Origin of the sequence: Rhodococcus mengyinensis, assembly GCF_048381435.1 — a bacterium.
Lineage (GTDB): Bacteria > Actinomycetota > Actinomycetes > Mycobacteriales > Mycobacteriaceae > Rhodococcus_F > Rhodococcus_F opacus_D.
In genome coordinates, this window is sequence record NZ_JBLWIT010000145.1 from 286,160 (window position 1) to 301,491 (window position 15,332).

Sequence of the window (15,332 nt, forward strand, 5' to 3'; positions counted from 1 at the left end):
CACTAATCCAGCTCGGCGGCCAGCTCCATCCACTGTTCCTCGGTGGCTTCCTTCTCCGCGACGACCTGCTTGAGCTCGGTGTCGAGCTTCTGCAACTTGTCCGGATCGGTGGCCGCCTCCGCCAGCTTCTCGTGCAGCTTCCGTTCCCGGTCGTCCAGCTTCGCCACGGCCCGCTCGAGACGCGACAGTTCCTTGCGCGCGGCGCGTTCGGCGGCCCCGTCCCGCACCTGTTTGGGGGCCGACGCACCGGTTGCCGTCGACGCCACCGACGGCGCGCCGGTGTCGACCATCTTCGCCCGGCGACGCAGGTAGTCCTCGATCCCACCGGGCAGGTTGGTCAGCTTGCCGTCGCCGAACAACGCCCACGTGGAGTCACAGATGCGTTCGATCAGGTACCGGTCGTGGCTGATGACGACCATCGTGCCCGCCCAGCCGTCGAGAATGTCCTCGAGCTGCTGCAGCGTGTCGATGTCGAGGTCGTTGGTCGGCTCGTCGAGCAACAGTACGTTCGGCTCCGACATCAGCACACGGGTCAGCTGCAGCCGGCGACGCTCGCCACCGGACAGGTCACCGACCGGTGTCCGCTGCCGCGCAGGCGTGAAGCCCAGCCGTTCGGCGAGCTGCCCGGCCGATACCTCTTTGTCGCCCAACGTGATCCGCTCGGCGACGTCCTTGACGGCCTCGAGGACCCGCATGTTCGTCGGCAGATCGTCGAGTTCCTGACGGAGCCAGCCGATGTGCACCGTCTGCCCCTGGATGCGCTTGCCCGACGCCGGCGAGATCTCCCCGGCGAGCGTGCGCAGGAGCGTCGTCTTGCCGGAGCCGTTGACGCCGACCAGGCCGACCCGCTCCCCCGGCGCCAACCGCCACGTGAGGTCGTCGACGAGCACCCGGCCGTCCGGCGTCTCCAGGCGCGCATCCTCGAGTTCGATGACGACCTTGCCGAGCCGGCGCTGCGCGAACGACGCCAGCGCCACGTTGTCGCGGGGCGGTGGGACGTCCGCGATCAACGCCTCCGCGGCCTCGATCCGGTACTTCGGCTTGGACGTGCGGGCGGGGGCACCGCGCCGCAGCCAGGCCAATTCCTTGCGAGCGAGGTTGCGGCGACGTTCCTCGGACGCGTCGGCCTGCCGGGAGCGCTCCGCGCGGGCGAAGATCCAGTCGTTGTAGCCACCCTCGTAGCTTTCGACCTTGCCGCCCACCACTTCCCACGTGCGGTTGGCGACGGTGTCGAGGAACCACCGGTCGTGGGTCACGACCACCAGCGCGCTGCGACGACTGACGAGATGTTCCGCCAGCCACTGCACACCCTCGACGTCGAGGTGGTTGGTCGGCTCGTCGAGCACCAGCAGGTCGAGGTCCTGGACGAGCGCGGCGGCCAGTGCGACGCGTCGCCGCTCACCACCGGACAACCCGTCCACCGACACCTCGAGCCCCAGGTTGTCGATGCCGATGCCGGCCAGGATCGACCGGATGCGGGCGTCGCCCGCCCACTCGTGGTCGGCCACCCCGAGCGGTCCGAGCACCACGTCGCCCACGCTCGAACCGGGCGGCAGGACGCCGCGCTGGGTCACCACTGCCATGCGCAGGCCGCCGACCCGGCTGACTCGTCCGGAATCGGGCGCCTCCACGCCGGCCAGCACCTCGAGCATGGTGGTCTTGCCACCGCCGTTGAGGCCGACGACGCCGATGCGTTCGCCTTCCTGCACTCCGAGCGATACCGAATCGAGCAGCGGCTTGATGCCGAAGGACTTCGATACCTGCTCGAGATTGATCAGATTCGCCATCAGTGCGATCCCTCCGCCGCGTCGTTGATTATTCGGGCGCCCGGTACGGGTCCGCTGGCGACCCGCACCGTGCGACACACCCCCGCACCTGCGAGTTCTGCGCTGACCCGGACCGCGGCATCCGCTTCAGCACAAAGAAAGGCACAGGTCGGACCGGACCCGGAGACGATGCCGGCCAGTGCGCCCGCCGCGACCCCGGCTCGCAGCGTCCGCCGCAGGCCCGGATTCAGCGACAGCGCGGCCGACTGCAAGTCGTTGCCCAGCAACGGGGCCAGCGTCGCGGCGTCGCCCGTCGTGAGCGCGTGCATCAGGTCTTCGGGTCCGCCGAGTCGCGGCGGATTCCCGTCGGCACGCAACCGGTCCAGCTCCCGGAACACGGTCGGTGTGCTCAAGCCGCCCTTCGCGAGCGCGAGCACCCAGTGGAACGTGCTGCGGGAGAGCACCGGCAGAAGTCGCTCGCCGCGTCCCGTGCCGACCGCGGTGCCACCGTGGAGGGAGAACGGAACGTCGCTGCCGAGCTTCGCGGCGAACCCGTCGAGTTCTTCCCGCGACAGGTCGAGTTGCCACAGCGCGTTCAGCCCGACCAGCGTCGCCGCGGCGTCCGCGCTGCCGCCGGCCATGCCCCCGGCCACCGGGATGCCCTTGTCGATGGCGATCTCGACGTCCGGGCGCCGCCCCGACTCGGCCGCGAGCAGCTCGGCGGCCTGCCACACGAGGTTGCTGCTGTCGGTGGGCACGACGCGGGCGTCCTCACCGCGGACCGTCACCGACAGCGTCTCCGCGGGGACCACCGACACCGTGTCGCTGAGCGAGAGCGCCTGGAACACCGTGTTCAGCTCGTGATAGCCGTCGTCACGCAAGTCCCCGACGGCCAGATGCAGATTGACCTTGGACGGGGCCCTGACTACGACGGGGCGAGGAACGACGGAAAGCACAAGGGTAGAGCTTAGGCGCTCCCGGTACGGGTGCGGAAATGCGCACCATCACGCACTTTGCCACTCACCGCGTCACAGGTGCGGGCCGAGCCGGGTGGTGAGGCTGCCGCCGCGGGCGAGGGGCAGACGGGTCCGCGCCGACCGGATGTCGCCGGTGACGTCCGCGGGCCGGTCGTCCGGGTACCGCAATTCACTCGTGACGGCCGCCGGGCCGTCCAGAACGTCGTGCGACACGGTGCCGACGCCGAGTTCCAGCTGGTGCCGGAGCAGCGGCAGGGCGCCGAGATCGGCGTTGGTGACCCCGACCCAGCGTCCCGCGCTCTCCCCCGCCCGGCCGATCTGCACCCGCTCACGCAGCAGCACCGTCGACGACTCGGTGAGGGACACCGTCGTCTCGACGCGATGCTCCGCGCCACCCGCGATCACCGTGGGTTCGAGCGCGCAGTCGAGCACGGCGTCGTCCTCGACCTCCACCGACCACTGCGCCGTGGACAGCACACGACCCCGGCCGGGCAAGGCAAGGGACGCCGCGACGCTGCGCAGCGTCAGCCGGGCACCCGACCGGACCCGGACGGTGATCTCCCAGTGATCGCCGCCGAGCGGGGTCGCGGCGGTGCCGATCACGTGGACCGTGTCGCGGCCGGTGATCCGCGCCGCCAGTCCCCCGACCGCGGAGATCCGCGGACTGCGGTCGGGGGACGCGACGATCGTCAGTTCGGTGCGCACTACTGGTGCACGTCGGCGAGGGTGCGCACCTGCTCGCGCACCCACTCCAGCGCCGGCCCGGACGACGGATCCTCCGTCAACGAGATCAGCGCCGTGGGCCTGCCCTCGCGGACCTTCTCGGCGTCGCGGCGCATCACCCCGAGATCGGCTCCGACCATGGGCGCGAGGTCCGTCTTGTTGATCACGAGGAGATCCGAGAACGTCACACCGGGACCACCCTTGCGGGGAACCTTGTCACCACCGGCGACGTCGACGACGAAGATCTGCACGTCGATCAGGCCCGAGGAGAACGTCGCGGTGAGGTTGTCGCCGCCGGACTCCACCAGGATCAGATCGAGCGGCGGGTTGGCCGCGATCAGGTCGTCGATGGCGTCGAGGTTGGCGGTGATGTCGTCGCGGATCGCCGTGTGGGGGCACCCACCGGTCTGCACGGCGGCGATGCGCTCGTCCGGCAGCACGGCGTGGCGGCGCAGGAAGTCCGCGTCCTCCGTGGTGTAGATGTCGTTGGTGAGCACGGCCAGCGACAACTCCTCGCGCAGTTGCCTGCACAGCGCGGCGACGAGCGCCGTCTTGCCCGATCCGACGGGCCCGCCGATCCCGATCCGGACCGGCTCCCCCGCCACCCGGACCCGCCTGGGACGGTCGTGCTGGTGGTCGTGGGGTTCACCATCGATGAAATGCGGTGGCATGGTTGATCTCTCCTTACTGGGATACAGCTGAGTGTCACGACACGAACAGGGGGCGGTCCCGTAGAACGTGCCGCTCGGCGACGACATCCATGAAGGGGTCGGACACGCTGGACAGTCCGGTCACGCACTGGCCGGCGATGTCGTCGCACAGGTCGGACAGTGCGAACGTGCACGCGGCGACCTGCGCGGGATCGAGAGCGAGCAGACGCTGCGCGGCGATCGCGGACCCGGTCATGGTGGTGTACACGACGACCAGCGCCGCCTCCCGCGGTTCGACCGCGGTGACGGATCCGACCATCCCCGACACCACGGGCAGGTGCGGACGTGTCCCGACCGGCGACCAGTCGTGCTCCGGCCACGTGGTGCGGGCCAGCCGCAGCAGACCTCTCCCCTGCGCCCGCGACGACGACCGCGCCGCCGGGGACGGGGTTCGCGCATCCATCTCTGCGTCGGCGTGTTCGGCGGTGAGCCGGCCGGCGCACACCGCCGCGGTGATCGATCCCCCGACGAGCCCGGCGGTCCGTATCCGGCGACGCAGGAACGCCTCCATCGTGGCGACGTCGCGGACGACCCCGCTGGCGACGGCCTCCTCGATGCCGCCCGAATGCACGTGCCCGCCTGTGGGCAGCCGCGAGTCGGCGAGGGACATCAGGTGAGCGAGGCGCATCAGAACAGGAAGTATCGCTGGGCCATCGGCAGTTCCGCCGCCGGTTGCTCTTCCCACACGTCGCCGTCGATGCGGACCGTGAACGTGTCCGGGTCCACCTCGATCCGCGGCTGCGCGTCGTTGCGGGGCATGTCGGACTTGCCCCGCGACCGCACGTTCGCGACCGGGACGAGTCGACGGCTCAGGTCGAGTCGATCCGCCAGTCCGTCCTCGAGGGCGTGTGGAGCGACGAAATGCACGGACGTGGCGGCCGCAGCCTTGGGCGCCGCCCCGAACATCGGACGCGGAAGCACCGGTTGCGGAGTCGGTATGGACGCGTTGGCATCTCCCATCGCAGCCCACGCGATCATCCCGCCCTTGATCACCGCGTGCGGCCGGACACCGAAGAACGCCGGATCCCACAGCACCAGGTCGGCGAGCTTGCCGACCTCGACCGATCCGATCTCGGCTTCCAACCCGTGCGCGACGGCGGGGCAGATCGTGTACTTCGCCACGTACCGCTGGACGCGCTGGTTGTCGGCGCCGTTGTCGCCGGACAGGAAACCCCGCCGCCGTTTCATCACGTGCGCCGTCTGCCACGTGCGCAACACGACCTCGCCGATGCGTCCCATCGCCTGCGAGTCACTGCCGATCATGGAGATGGCGCCGAGGTCGTGGAGCAGATCCTCCGCCGCGATGGTGGACGGCCGGATGCGGCTTTCCGCGAACGCCAGGTCCTCCGGGATCTTCGGGCTCAGGTGGTGACACACCATGAGCATGTCGAGATGCTCGTCGAGGGTGTTGACCGTGTGCGGCCGGGTCGGGTTGGTCGAACTCGGCAGGACGTTCCCGTGCGCGGCCACCGTGATGATGTCCGGCGCGTGGCCGCCGCCCGCCCCCTCCGTGTGATAGGCGTGGATCGCGCGTCCGGCGATGGCCGCGAGAGTGTCCTCGACGAAGCCGGCCTCGTTCAACGTGTCCGAGTGGAGGGCCACCTGCACTCCCGCAGCGTCCGCGACGGTGAGGCACGCATCGATGGCCGCCGGAGTCGAACCCCAGTCCTCGTGCAGCTTGAAACCGGAGACGCCGCCGCGCAACTGCTCCCACATCGACTCGGAGCTGACCGTGTTGCCCTTGCCGAGCAGCGCGATGTTCATCGGCCAGCCGTCGAGCGCCTCCAGCATCCGGGCGGTGTGCCACGAACCGGGGGTGACGGTGGTGGCCTTGCTGCCCTCGGCGGGGCCGGTGCCGCCGCCGATCATCGTCGTGATGCCGCCGCCCAGCGCCTCGTCCATGATCTGCGGGCAGATGAAGTGCACGTGACAGTCGATACCGCCGGCCGTGAGAATCTTGCCGTTCCCGGCGATGATCTCGGTGGACGGACCCACCACCAGATCGGGGTGGACCCCCGACATCGTGTCGGGATTGCCTGCCTTGCCGAGCGCGACGATGCGTCCGTCCCGAATACCGACGTCCGCCTTGATGATTCCCCAATGGTCGACGACCACAACGCCGGTGATCACCGTGTCGGGGGCGCCCTCGGCGCGGGTCGCGCGACCCTGCCCCATGGACTCGCGCAACACTTTTCCACCACCGAACACCGCCTCGTCGCCGGCCAGCCCCGGCCCACCGCTGCGGTCCTCGGTGATCTCGATCAGAAGGTCGGTGTCGGCGAGCCGGATGCGGTCACCGGTCGTGGGACCGAACAGCTCGGCGTAGCGTGCGCGGCTGAGTTCGGTCATGACGCGTCCAGCTTTCCGGGAGGAGTGAGGCTCAGCCCGTGCACTTCACGGGTCCCACGCAAGGGGACGAGTGAAATCGTCTGCGCGATACCCGGTTCGAAGCGCACCGCGGTGCCGGCGGGAATGTCGAGCCGCAGCCCGTGGGCGGCGGAACGGTCGAACTGCAGTGCGTGATTGGCCTGCGGAAAATGAACGTGGCTCCCGACCTGGACCGGGCGGTCACCGGTGTTGACCACCTCGAGTTCGGTGCGGGGAGAACCTTCGTTGAGCTCGATCACGCCCTCGGCGCACACGACTTCACCTGGAATCACGGTCACCCCTACGCAATCGGATCGTGGACGGTGACGAGCTTGGTTCCGTCCGGGAAGGTGGCTTCCACCTGCACGTCGTGCAGCATCTCCGGGACGCCTTCCATCACATCGGACCGGGTGAGCACCTCACGACCGGACACCATCAACTCCGCCACCGACCGGCCGTCGCGGGCCCCCTCCAGGATGTGATCCGTGATGAGGGCCACCGCCTCCGGATGGTTCAACACGAGGCCGCGTTGCCGGCGCCTGCGCGCGAGTTCCGCGGCGTAGCTCAGGAGCAGACGCTCCTGCTCGTGGGGCGACAAGCGCATGTGTCCTCCTGCGGTCGGTGCGTCGCAATACTGCCACGAACTGCAGTGTGGCACCGCCCACGCTCGGAACGGCCGCCGTTCTCACCGCGGAAACATTCGTGACACGAACCCGTCACAGCGCCTTCCTAGCGTTCACCCATGGCCATCTCCACTGACGCCCATCCCCCACCCGGTGACGTGTCGCCGACCGGGACGCGATCGCCCTGGTACACCAACCTGTTCGTCCAGCTTCTCCTCGGAATCGTCGGCGGCATCGCTCTCGGCTGGCTGTGGCCGACGGTGGGGTCGGAGCTCAAACCGATCGGCGACACGTTCGTCAAGCTGATCAAGATGCTCATCGCGCCGTTGATCTTCACGGTGGTCGTCACGGGAATCGCCAAGGTGGGCGACGTCAAGGCCGTCGGACGCATCGGCGTGAAGGCGCTGATCTACTTCACCGCCGTCACCGGGTTCGCGCTGCTCTTCGGACTGGTCATGGGCAACATCGTCAAGCCCGGCGCCGGATTCGACATCGACCCGGCCACTCTCGCCGACGGCACCGAGCAGATCGCGGAGAAGACCGGCGGTGGCGAACTTCCCGGCGCCGTCGAGTTCCTCATGGACATCGTCCCCACCAGTGTGGTGGGCGCGTTCGCCGACAACATGTTGCTGCAGGTCCTCTTCTTCGCGGTGCTCTTCGGCATCGCGCTGGCCAAGTACGGCGAGCACGGTCCCCCGCTGGTCCTCGAATTCGTCGACCACCTCAGCCACATCATCTTCATGCTCATCGGCTGGATCATGCGGCTCGCCCCGATCGGCGCGTTCGGCGCGATGGCGTTCATCATCGGCCAGTGCGGAATCTCGACACTCGGCAGCTTCGCCAAGCTCATCGCCTGCTGCTACCTCGCCGGAGCGCTGTTCGTCCTCGTCCTCGCGCTGATCGCGAAGGTCGCCGTGGGACTGAACATCTTCACGTTCATCCGCTACACCAAGGAGGAGTTCGGTCTCGCGCTGGGAACCGCATCGTCCGAGGCAGTGCTTCCCCGCATCATGACCAAGCTCGTCGGCGCCGGGAACTCACAGGCCGCGACCGGGCTCGTGGTGCCGACCGGATACTCGTTCAACCTCGACGGGGCCGCGATCTACCTGTCCATCTCGACGCTGTTCCTCGCCCAGGCCACCGGCCACGACCTGTCCGTCGCCGACCAGCTCGGCGCGCTGTTCATCCTGCTCCTCACGTCGAAAGGCATGGCGGGCGTACCCGGGTCGTCGTTCCTCGCGCTGTCGGCGACCGCGACCGCGCTCGGAATCTTCCCCGTCGCGGCGGTCGCGGTGCTGCTCGGCGCCGACCGGATCATGGACTCGATGCGGGTGTTCGTGAACCTCCTCGGCAACTGTGTCGCCACGTTCGTCGTCTCGAACTGGGAAGGCCAGCTGGACAAGCAGAAGATGCAGGACGCCGTCCACGGAAGGCTCAGCCCCGGCGGCGCGGATCCCGTCGCGCAGCCGCCGGTCGTGGCCGAGTACGAGTCGCGTCAGTAGCCGGCGGGAATGCCGAACACCCTGATCGCGTCGCGGTACATCCCGAGCTGCTGGTCTTTGGTCAGCGGCATGACTTCGGCGATCAGCTGACCGGCACTGGTGATCGCGCTCATCGCCCCGACCACCGGCAGTCCGGCGACGTTGAAATCGACCGTTGCCCTGCGGATGTGGTTGGCCGACGTCACGATGATCGCGCCGCCCGCACCGAGCGAGCGCGCGAGCGGAACGGAGTTGAGCGCGTTGCCCACCGTCGATCCGGCACGATGCTCGGGGTGGATGCGTTGCGCCGGGACACCGTGCGACTGCAACCACCCCTGCATCGCGGCCGCCTCGGTGATGCCGTTCTGCGGGTTGCCGCCGGTGACGATGATCGGCGACATCGGTGAGGCCCACGACTGGACGAGCGCGGCCTGCAGGCGGTTGATCAATTCCGGTCGCATCGCGCCGTCGGGGAGCAGTCCGAAGCCGAGGACGATGATCGCGGTGGACGGACCCTGGATGGCCGGAAGGGGGTTCGGGGGCGTGAACGACGCAATTCTGATCGCGTTCAGCATCCCGTCGACGCCGGCGCGCATCCCACCGTCCATCGCGCCGAGCCGGGCGAGCGCGGTCTCGCGGGTGATCAGGTCGCCCGCGGCGTCGGCGTAGATGGCCTGCAACGCCAGCGCATTGGTGTCGCCGGGTTCGCCGGCGACGGCGCCACCGATGTCCGCGAGGGCGCCACGGGTGTCACCTGCGGCGAATCTGCCCTGCGCGCTGTTGAAGAGGTCGGCGGCCGAGGCGGATGCCGTCGCGGTGGTCGAAACCGCCAGAGCCAGGCAGAAGGCAGTGGTCATGACGGTGGCGAGCAGCGCCCTGACTGCTGAAGAAATGGGCCGAACACGAAACTGCGTCACGCTGAGACCTTTCCGTCGGATTTTCACGAAGTACACATGCGATGGTCCGTGGAGCGTCGGCGCCAGTGTAGTGACACTCGTGGGGCTGGTGGGAAAATCGTTACCTACCGTTACCCACAGTCGATAGAGGACCGGAGATGTCCTCTATCGATGGCATTCTGGGACGCATGCGGGAAACTTCGGCACGACTCCTCCGGCTGCTGTCGCTGCTCCAGACCCGAAAGGACTGGTCCGGGGCAGAACTCGCCGACCGACTCGGCATCACCCCACGCACTGTCCGGCGAGACGTGGAGAAACTCCGCGACCTCGGGTACCCCGTCGACGCGACCGTCGGGGTGGGCGGTGGCTACCAACTCGGCGCGGGCGCGGAAATGCCGCCCCTGCTCCTCGACGACGAAGAAGTCCTGGCCGTCGCACTCGGCCTGCAATCCGGCGCGACCGGGTCCGTGGTGGGCATCGGGGAGGCGTCGATGCGAGCGCTCACCAAACTCCGGCAGGTGATGCCGTCCCGGCTGCGACACCGTCTCGAGGCGCTGCAGGTCGACGTGGTCCACCGCGAGCCCGCAAAGAGCGCCGTCGACGCGCAGGTCCTGTCGGCCGTCGCCTCCGTGTGCCACAACCACGAACGACTCCGATTCGACTACAGCACCCACGACGGCACCGAGAGCCGACGGGAAGTGGAGCCGTACCGGCTCGTCCGATCCGGTCTGCGCTGGTACCTCGTCGCCTGGGACCTCACGCGCGCCGACTGGCGGTCGTTCCGCATGGATCGCCTGACACCCAAGATCCCGACGGGACCGCGGTTCGCACCCCGTGAACTGCCGCCCGGCGGCGCCGCCGAATTCGTCGCACGCGGCATCAACCGCGCCGTCACCCGGATCCGCGCACGGGTACTGCTGCACGCGTCGATCGACGAGATGGCGGCCCTGGTCCACGAAGACTGGGGAACTCTCGAAGAAATGCCCGACGGACGATGCGCAGTGGCGCTCGGCGGCGACTCCGTGCCGTCGATAGCCAACTGGCTCAGCGCATTCGGCGTCGACTTCACCGTCCTCGACCCTCCTGAGCTGCGCGAAGAGTGCCGACGGGTGGGTGAGCGTCACCGCCTCTTCGCCGACCGCTACGGTAACGCCTGACCGAGACGCCGTTCAGCCGTCACCGCGGACCGAAAATCCGTGGGAACCGAACGGTCCTGCGCGGCGTCCAACCAGGTGACGACAAGGAAAGGTCGGGGTAGTCGGGGATGCAGCACACGATTGTCGAGGAGGGGCGCGCGCGGGCGCCTGCGGGGACGGGAACGGTCGGCAAGGTGCCGTCGGGGGCCATCTGGCGCTCGGGGGCGCGACGGTGGTGATCATGGCGTTCTCATTGGCGTTCGTGTGCACCCTCGACAACGGAACCCAGCCGTGGACGTGGCCGAGCAGGTATTCGACGGCCTGGTTCGTCGCCACGACCATCCTCGCCACCACACTGTGGGCGCTCTTCGTCACGGGTGTGGTGATCTTCTCGTCGAGGCCCCGGCGGGCGCTCGGCACGGCCACGTTCTTCGTCGCCGCTGCACTCGGAGCCGCTGCGGTGATCGGGCTGTTCGGTCCGTCGGAGAATTCCGCGCTGCAACTCTGGCTCGTCTGCGCCATGAATCTCGGGTATCAGGCCGCTCACCTGCGGTCGGCGTAGCCGGACCGAAACGAGTCAAGGCCCCACTCTGACGAGTGGGGCCTTGCTCGAACGTCATGTCCCGGCGAACCGGGAAGTCATGGCCGTTCTCAGATCAGGGTGACGCCGGTGGCCTGCGGGCCCTTGTTGCCCTGGCCGATCTCGAACGAAACGCGCTGATTCTCCTCGAGCGTGCGGAAGCCGCCGCTCTGGATCTCCGAGTAATGGACGAACACGTCAGCGCTGCCATCCTCGGGGGCGATGAAGCCGAACCCCTTCTCGGAGTTGAACCACTTCACGATGCCCTCTGCCATGTAAATCTCCTCTAACACAGTAACTTCTTCAAGCAACCGGCTCGGTTACCTGGGTCATTGAACACGACCGTCTATGACAATTCCTGTGGAGGACGTCCAAACGCTCGCAACCATCGATTTGCGAACGTGGGAAACACAAACACAAAACTTACGACCTCCAATAGTGAACCACACATCCGGTCGGTTGTCTCCCCCGGGCCGAACTCGCGCAGGTCAGGGGATGAAATTGGCGTACACACCGGGAGCAACGGGCGCCACGATCCCGTCCGGCGCCCACGGCGCACCCTGACCGGGCAGGACGGTGACGCTCCCCGTCACCGACACCACGACGGTCCCGCTGCCGGTGAGCATTCGAGCGGACGAGCGCCATCCCCGGTCGTCCCGGAACCGGCCACGACTGACCCTGCACCGTCGAGAACGGCGGGATGCCGATGACCGTGGGGTTCCCCCTGTGAGTACTTATTAACGTCCCGCGGTTAACAAGTACTCACGGCTGGGTGGCGGCGAGACGCACGAAGGCCGCCGCGTCGAGGGTCTCACCGCGGGCGGACGGTGCGATGCCGGCCTCGCGCAGTCGCCGCTCCGCCTCCGCGGGCGAACCGGCCCAACCGCCGAGCGCGGCCCGTAAAGTCTTGCGGCGCTGAGCGAACGCCGCATCGATGACGGCGAACACACGGCGGCGGTGTGCGTCGTCGACGGGCCACGGCGGTTCGGCGTAACGGTCGATGCGCACGAGACCCGACTCGACCTTCGGCACGGGCCAGAACACCGCGCGCCCGACGGCGCCCGCGCGTCGGACGGCGCCGAAGAAATTGGCCTTCACGCTCGGCACACCGTAGATCTTGCTGCCCGGGGACGCCGCCAACCGGTCGGCGACCTCGGCCTGCACCATCACCAGAGCGGTTCGGAGACTGGGAAGTTCGGAGAACAGGTGCAGCAGCACCGGCACCGCAACGTTGTACGGCAGATTCGCGACGAGAGCCGTGGGCTCACCGGGGATCTCGGACGGCTTGACCCGCATCGCGTCCGCGCCGACCACGGTCAGCCGGTCCGCGAGTTCCGGTGCCCGGTCGGCGACGGTGACCGGGAGTCGCGCCGCGAGGTTGGGGTCGATCTCGACGGCGATCACCTTGTCGACGACATCGAGCAGCGCCAACGTGAGCGAGCCGAGCCCGGGGCCGACCTCGAGGACCGTGTCCTCGCGTCCCACGCCCGCGGTGGCGACGATGCGGCGCACCGTGTTGGCGTCGTGCACGAAGTTCTGCCCCAGCTGCTTGGTGGGGCGCACGCCGAACTCCTCGGCTAACGCACGCACCTCGGCGGGGCCGAGCAGTGCGGCCTGACCTCGAGCGACGGGGGGTACTTCGGCTTCGGACACCAGCCGAACTTTAACGCACGCCGAGCCTGCCCGAGCACGACGGCCACGCTCCCCAGCCCTGTGTCTTCTGCGTCTGCGACGCGACGGCGATCTGCTCCTCGCGGGTGGCGAGGTCGGCGCGCGGCGCGTACTTGAGGCCGCCCTGGCGCTCCCACGTGTTCTGGTCGAACTGGACGCCGCCGAAGAATCCGTTGCCGGTGTTGATGGCCCAGTTGCCGGTGGCCTCGCACTGCGCGAGCGCGTCCCAGACCGAACCGTTCTCGACGGGCGGCACCTCGGTGCCCGGCTTCGCGCCGACGCGGATCACCTTCGGCTGCGCCGGCGTCGTGACCGTCGCGGACACCTGGTTGCGTCCGACTTCCCTGCCGTTGACGGTGTTGACCGCGAACGTGACGTCCTGGACGCCGGGCACTCCTGGGTTCTCGAGCACGGTGCGACTCTGGTTCATCGTCGGATCCTCGATGCGCTGCTCCTCCGGAGCCAGCGGCAACGTCTCGACCTTCGTCTCGGTGCGGTCACGGGTGACGGTCACGGCCATGCCGTCGGTCAGCGGAGTGTCCGCGGCCGGGACGACGGTGTCGGCCTGCTCGAGGGGCGCGCCGTGCGCGGCGAGGAACTCCCCGACCGTCGGTGCGGCCATGCGCACGTCGGTGACCGGCAGCGCGCCGTCGGCAAGCGTGACGACGAGCGGATTGAGCACATCGAGCGCTGCACCGTCGAGCGGAAGTCGCTGCGAACGGGACGCGGACACGTGCACGTCCTCGCCGAGTTCGAACTGCTTCAGCGCGTCCTCGACGGTGAGCGCGGTGGTCCACACCGTCTTGGGCTGACCGTCCACCGTCAGGGACACTTCACGCGCGCGGCGCAGCACCACGGTGTCCCCGTCGGACAGGCTCGCGTCGCGTTCCGGTGCCACGACGTCGCGGTCGCTGATCGAGTACCCGGCGTCGGACAGGGCGGCGTCGACGTTCGTGGTCATGGTGCTCAGCGAGATCTTCTCGCCGTCCACGTCGAGGGTGACGGTCTTGTGCCGGACCACGGCCATCACTCCGCCTGCGATCAGTGTGGCGAGAAGCAGGGCCACCACGGTGTAGAGCAGCGGCGAGCGAGCCGAGTTGATCTTCGCGAAGGGCGACATCGTGTTCCTTTACTTCAGACCGTCAGCGGAGTCCGAGCTTGCTGGTGCAGGAGGGCCATGCGCCCCAGCCCTGTGCCGCCTGGACCTTCTCGGCGACGGAGATCTGCTGTTCGCGGGATGCGAGGTCGGCGCGGGCGGCGTACTGGCTTCCGCCGAACGCCTCCCAGGTGCTCTGGGTGAACTGCAGTCCGCCGAAGAATCCGTTGCCGGTGTTGATGGCCCAGTTGCCGGTGGCCTCGCAGTGCGCGATCGAATCCCAGGTGGAGGCGTTGGAGATGGCGAGTTCCTTCACACCGACCTTGACCAGTGCCGGCGCGGGCTCGCGGAGCACCTGAGAGCTGAGCTCCTGGCGTCCGGCCTCGACACCGTTGACGGTCTTCACGGATGCGGTGACGGTGCGCTCGCCGGGAACCCCGGGGTTCTCGACAACGGTCTTGCCCTTGTCGAGCGCGGGATCCTCGACGCGGTTCTCGGGCGGCGCGATGGGCAGCGTCTCGGTGCGGGTCTCGGTGCGGTCGCGGGTCACGTGGATCTCGGCGCCTTCGACGACGGGGGCGTCGGCGGGCGGAACGACGGTGTCGGCCTGCTCGAGCGGGGCGCCGTTGGCCGCGAGGAGCTCACCCACGGTGGGGGCTGCCAGTCGGACGTCCGTGAGCGGTGCGCCGCCGTCGGCGACCTTGACGAGCTTGGCGTTGACGACCTCGAGCGCGGTGCCTTCCAGCGGCAGGCGCTCGGAGCGGGACGCCGAGACGTGGACGTCGTCGGCGAGTTCGAACTGCTTCAGTGCGTCGTCGACGGTGAGGGCGGTGGTCCACACGGTCTTCGGCTGCCCGTCGACCGTGAGGTCGATCTCGCGGGCACGTCGCAGCACCACGGTGTCGCCGTCGGAGAGCGACGCGTCGGCCGCGGGGGCGACCGCGTCACGCTCGCTGACGGTGTATCCGGCGTCGTCGAGCGCGCCGCCGACGTCGGAGGCCATCGTGCCGAGCGAGATGGTCTCGCCGTCGACGTCGAGCGTGACGGTCTTGTGCCGCGCCACTGCCAGCGCACCGCCCACGACGAGCGTCGCGAGCAGTGCCGCGACGACTACGTAGAGAAGGGGCGATTTGGCGTTGTTGATTCTGGCTAAAGGCGACACATGAAATCCCAAGGCTGGCGAAGGTTTGATCACGGTACGGTAACGAATCGGCGATGGTCTGGCAACTTTGCCGCTACGACCTGCGTGCGAGATCACGAAAAGGTTGAGATCGGGGACAGTTTTCACTTCACCGCGAAGGATTGC

Annotated in this window: 17 protein-coding genes; 3 read left to right on the forward strand and 14 right to left on the reverse strand. The window is 68.5% G+C overall.

What is annotated here, in order from left to right; translation table 11 throughout:
• Nucleotides 1-2: 2 nt before the first annotated feature.
• The 8 genes from ACNJ7E_RS37745 to ACNJ7E_RS37780 all read right to left on the reverse strand — a co-directional run bounded on the left by ACNJ7E_RS37745 (nucleotide 3) and on the right by ACNJ7E_RS37780 (nucleotide 7,147).
• Entirely contained in the window at nucleotides 3-1,787 is a 1,785-nt protein-coding gene (locus ACNJ7E_RS37745) for an ABC-F family ATP-binding cassette domain-containing protein (RefSeq protein ID WP_054247602.1), read from the reverse strand.
• Entirely contained in the window at nucleotides 1,787-2,722 is a 936-nt protein-coding gene (locus tag ACNJ7E_RS37750; RefSeq protein ID WP_105413301.1) for a 4-(cytidine 5'-diphospho)-2-C-methyl-D-erythritol kinase, read from the reverse strand. Before ACNJ7E_RS37750 ends, ACNJ7E_RS37745 begins: the two co-directional genes overlap by 1 nt.
• A gap of 72 nt (nucleotides 2,723-2,794) precedes the next feature.
• Complete coding sequence (locus tag ACNJ7E_RS37755) at nucleotides 2,795-3,448, reverse strand: urease accessory protein UreD (protein ID WP_418342247.1); 654 nt, start codon at nucleotides 3,446-3,448, stop codon at nucleotides 2,795-2,797.
• On the reverse strand, nucleotides 3,448-4,137 hold the full coding sequence (gene ureG, locus ACNJ7E_RS37760) for an urease accessory protein UreG (RefSeq protein ID WP_280781386.1): 690 nt from the start codon (nucleotides 4,135-4,137) through the stop codon (nucleotides 3,448-3,450). Before ureG ends, ACNJ7E_RS37755 begins: the two co-directional genes overlap by 1 nt.
• A gap of 34 nt (nucleotides 4,138-4,171) precedes the next feature.
• Nucleotides 4,172-4,804, reverse strand: coding sequence for an urease accessory protein UreF (locus ACNJ7E_RS37765; RefSeq protein ID WP_418342248.1), 633 nt, complete (start codon nucleotides 4,802-4,804; stop codon nucleotides 4,172-4,174).
• Nucleotides 4,804-6,525, reverse strand: a complete 1,722-nt coding sequence (locus ACNJ7E_RS37770; protein ID WP_280781384.1) for an urease subunit alpha — start codon at nucleotides 6,523-6,525, stop codon at nucleotides 4,804-4,806. Before ACNJ7E_RS37770 ends, ACNJ7E_RS37765 begins: the two co-directional genes overlap by 1 nt.
• Nucleotides 6,522-6,836, reverse strand: coding sequence for an urease subunit beta (locus ACNJ7E_RS37775; RefSeq protein ID WP_029539516.1), 315 nt, complete (start codon nucleotides 6,834-6,836; stop codon nucleotides 6,522-6,524). Before ACNJ7E_RS37775 ends, ACNJ7E_RS37770 begins: the two co-directional genes overlap by 4 nt.
• An 8-nt stretch (nucleotides 6,837-6,844) precedes the next feature.
• Nucleotides 6,845-7,147, reverse strand: coding sequence for an urease subunit gamma (locus ACNJ7E_RS37780; protein ID WP_005238744.1), 303 nt, complete (start codon nucleotides 7,145-7,147; stop codon nucleotides 6,845-6,847).
• 138 nt (nucleotides 7,148-7,285) lie between these two features.
• Here ACNJ7E_RS37780 and ACNJ7E_RS37785 point away from each other — a divergent pair, with 138 nt between their 5' ends.
• Nucleotides 7,286-8,668 (forward strand): cation:dicarboxylate symporter family transporter, encoded by a 1,383-nt coding sequence (locus ACNJ7E_RS37785; RefSeq protein WP_418342249.1) that lies wholly within the window; start codon nucleotides 7,286-7,288, stop codon nucleotides 8,666-8,668.
• Here the strand turns inward: ACNJ7E_RS37785 and ACNJ7E_RS37790 are convergent.
• Entirely contained in the window at nucleotides 8,662-9,504 is an 843-nt protein-coding gene (locus ACNJ7E_RS37790) for a YdcF family protein (protein ID WP_283354019.1), read from the reverse strand. The genes ACNJ7E_RS37785 and ACNJ7E_RS37790 overlap by 7 nt on opposite strands.
• 227 nt (nucleotides 9,505-9,731) lie before the next feature.
• Here ACNJ7E_RS37790 and ACNJ7E_RS37795 point away from each other — a divergent pair, with 227 nt between their 5' ends.
• Together ACNJ7E_RS37795 and ACNJ7E_RS37800 are read left to right on the forward strand one after the other, a co-directional pair.
• A complete protein-coding gene (locus ACNJ7E_RS37795; RefSeq protein WP_283331602.1) occupies nucleotides 9,732-10,700 on the forward strand; it encodes a helix-turn-helix transcriptional regulator in 969 nt (322 codons plus the stop codon).
• 220 nt (nucleotides 10,701-10,920) lie between these two features.
• On the forward strand, nucleotides 10,921-11,241 hold the full coding sequence (locus ACNJ7E_RS37800) for a hypothetical protein (RefSeq protein ID WP_418342250.1): 321 nt from the start codon (nucleotides 10,921-10,923) through the stop codon (nucleotides 11,239-11,241).
• A gap of 89 nt (nucleotides 11,242-11,330) precedes the next feature.
• On the opposite strand, the gene ACNJ7E_RS37805 is transcribed toward ACNJ7E_RS37800, so the two are convergent.
• From ACNJ7E_RS37805 to ACNJ7E_RS37825, 5 genes are all read right to left on the reverse strand, one after another.
• Nucleotides 11,331-11,534 carry a cold-shock protein gene (locus ACNJ7E_RS37805; protein ID WP_005255446.1) on the reverse strand — a complete coding sequence of 68 codons (204 nt, stop codon included), beginning with the start codon at nucleotides 11,532-11,534 and terminating at the stop codon, nucleotides 11,331-11,333.
• Nucleotides 11,535-11,747: 213 nt separating this feature from the next.
• Nucleotides 11,748-11,885: a hypothetical protein gene (locus ACNJ7E_RS37810; protein ID WP_280781381.1), complete on the reverse strand. Its 138-nt coding sequence runs from the start codon at nucleotides 11,883-11,885 to the stop codon at nucleotides 11,748-11,750.
• 136 nt (nucleotides 11,886-12,021) lie between these two features.
• A complete protein-coding gene (gene rsmA / locus ACNJ7E_RS37815; RefSeq protein WP_418342251.1) occupies nucleotides 12,022-12,912 on the reverse strand; it encodes a 16S rRNA (adenine(1518)-N(6)/adenine(1519)-N(6))-dimethyltransferase RsmA in 891 nt (296 codons plus the stop codon).
• Between the two features lie 10 nt (nucleotides 12,913-12,922).
• A complete protein-coding gene (locus ACNJ7E_RS37820) occupies nucleotides 12,923-14,050 on the reverse strand; it encodes a resuscitation-promoting factor (protein ID WP_280781380.1) in 1,128 nt (375 codons plus the stop codon).
• Nucleotides 14,051-14,072: 22 nt separating this feature from the next.
• Complete coding sequence (locus tag ACNJ7E_RS37825) at nucleotides 14,073-15,188, reverse strand: resuscitation-promoting factor (protein ID WP_280781379.1); 1,116 nt, start codon at nucleotides 15,186-15,188, stop codon at nucleotides 14,073-14,075.
• Nucleotides 15,189-15,332 lie beyond the last annotated feature (144 nt).

Coding starts and splice junctions, on each gene's coding strand:
- ACNJ7E_RS37745 (WP_054247602.1), bottom strand. CDS start 1,787: ATGGCGAATCTGATCAATCTCGAGCAGGTATCGAAGTCCTTCGGCATC.
- ureG (WP_280781386.1), bottom strand. CDS start 4,137: ATGCCACCGCATTTCATCGATGGTGAACCCCACGACCACCAGCACGAC.
- ACNJ7E_RS37765 (WP_418342248.1), bottom strand. CDS start 4,804: ATGCGCCTCGCTCACCTGATGTCCCTCGCCGACTCGCGGCTGCCCACA.
- ACNJ7E_RS37770 (WP_280781384.1), bottom strand. CDS start 6,525: ATGACCGAACTCAGCCGCGCACGCTACGCCGAGCTGTTCGGTCCCACG.
- ACNJ7E_RS37780 (WP_005238744.1), bottom strand. CDS start 7,147: ATGCGCTTGTCGCCCCACGAGCAGGAGCGTCTGCTCCTGAGCTACGCC.
- ACNJ7E_RS37785 (WP_418342249.1), top strand. CDS start 7,286: ATGGCCATCTCCACTGACGCCCATCCCCCACCCGGTGACGTGTCGCCG.
- ACNJ7E_RS37790 (WP_283354019.1), bottom strand. CDS start 9,504: ATGACCACTGCCTTCTGCCTGGCTCTGGCGGTTTCGACCACCGCGACG.
- ACNJ7E_RS37795 (WP_283331602.1), top strand. CDS start 9,732: ATGCGGGAAACTTCGGCACGACTCCTCCGGCTGCTGTCGCTGCTCCAG.
- ACNJ7E_RS37800 (WP_418342250.1), top strand. CDS start 10,921: ATGGCGTTCTCATTGGCGTTCGTGTGCACCCTCGACAACGGAACCCAG.
- ACNJ7E_RS37805 (WP_005255446.1), bottom strand. CDS start 11,534: ATGGCAGAGGGCATCGTGAAGTGGTTCAACTCCGAGAAGGGGTTCGGC.
- ACNJ7E_RS37810 (WP_280781381.1), bottom strand. CDS start 11,885: ATGCTCACCGGCAGCGGGACCGTCGTGGTGTCGGTGACGGGGAGCGTC.
- ACNJ7E_RS37820 (WP_280781380.1), bottom strand. CDS start 14,050: ATGTCGCCCTTCGCGAAGATCAACTCGGCTCGCTCGCCGCTGCTCTAC.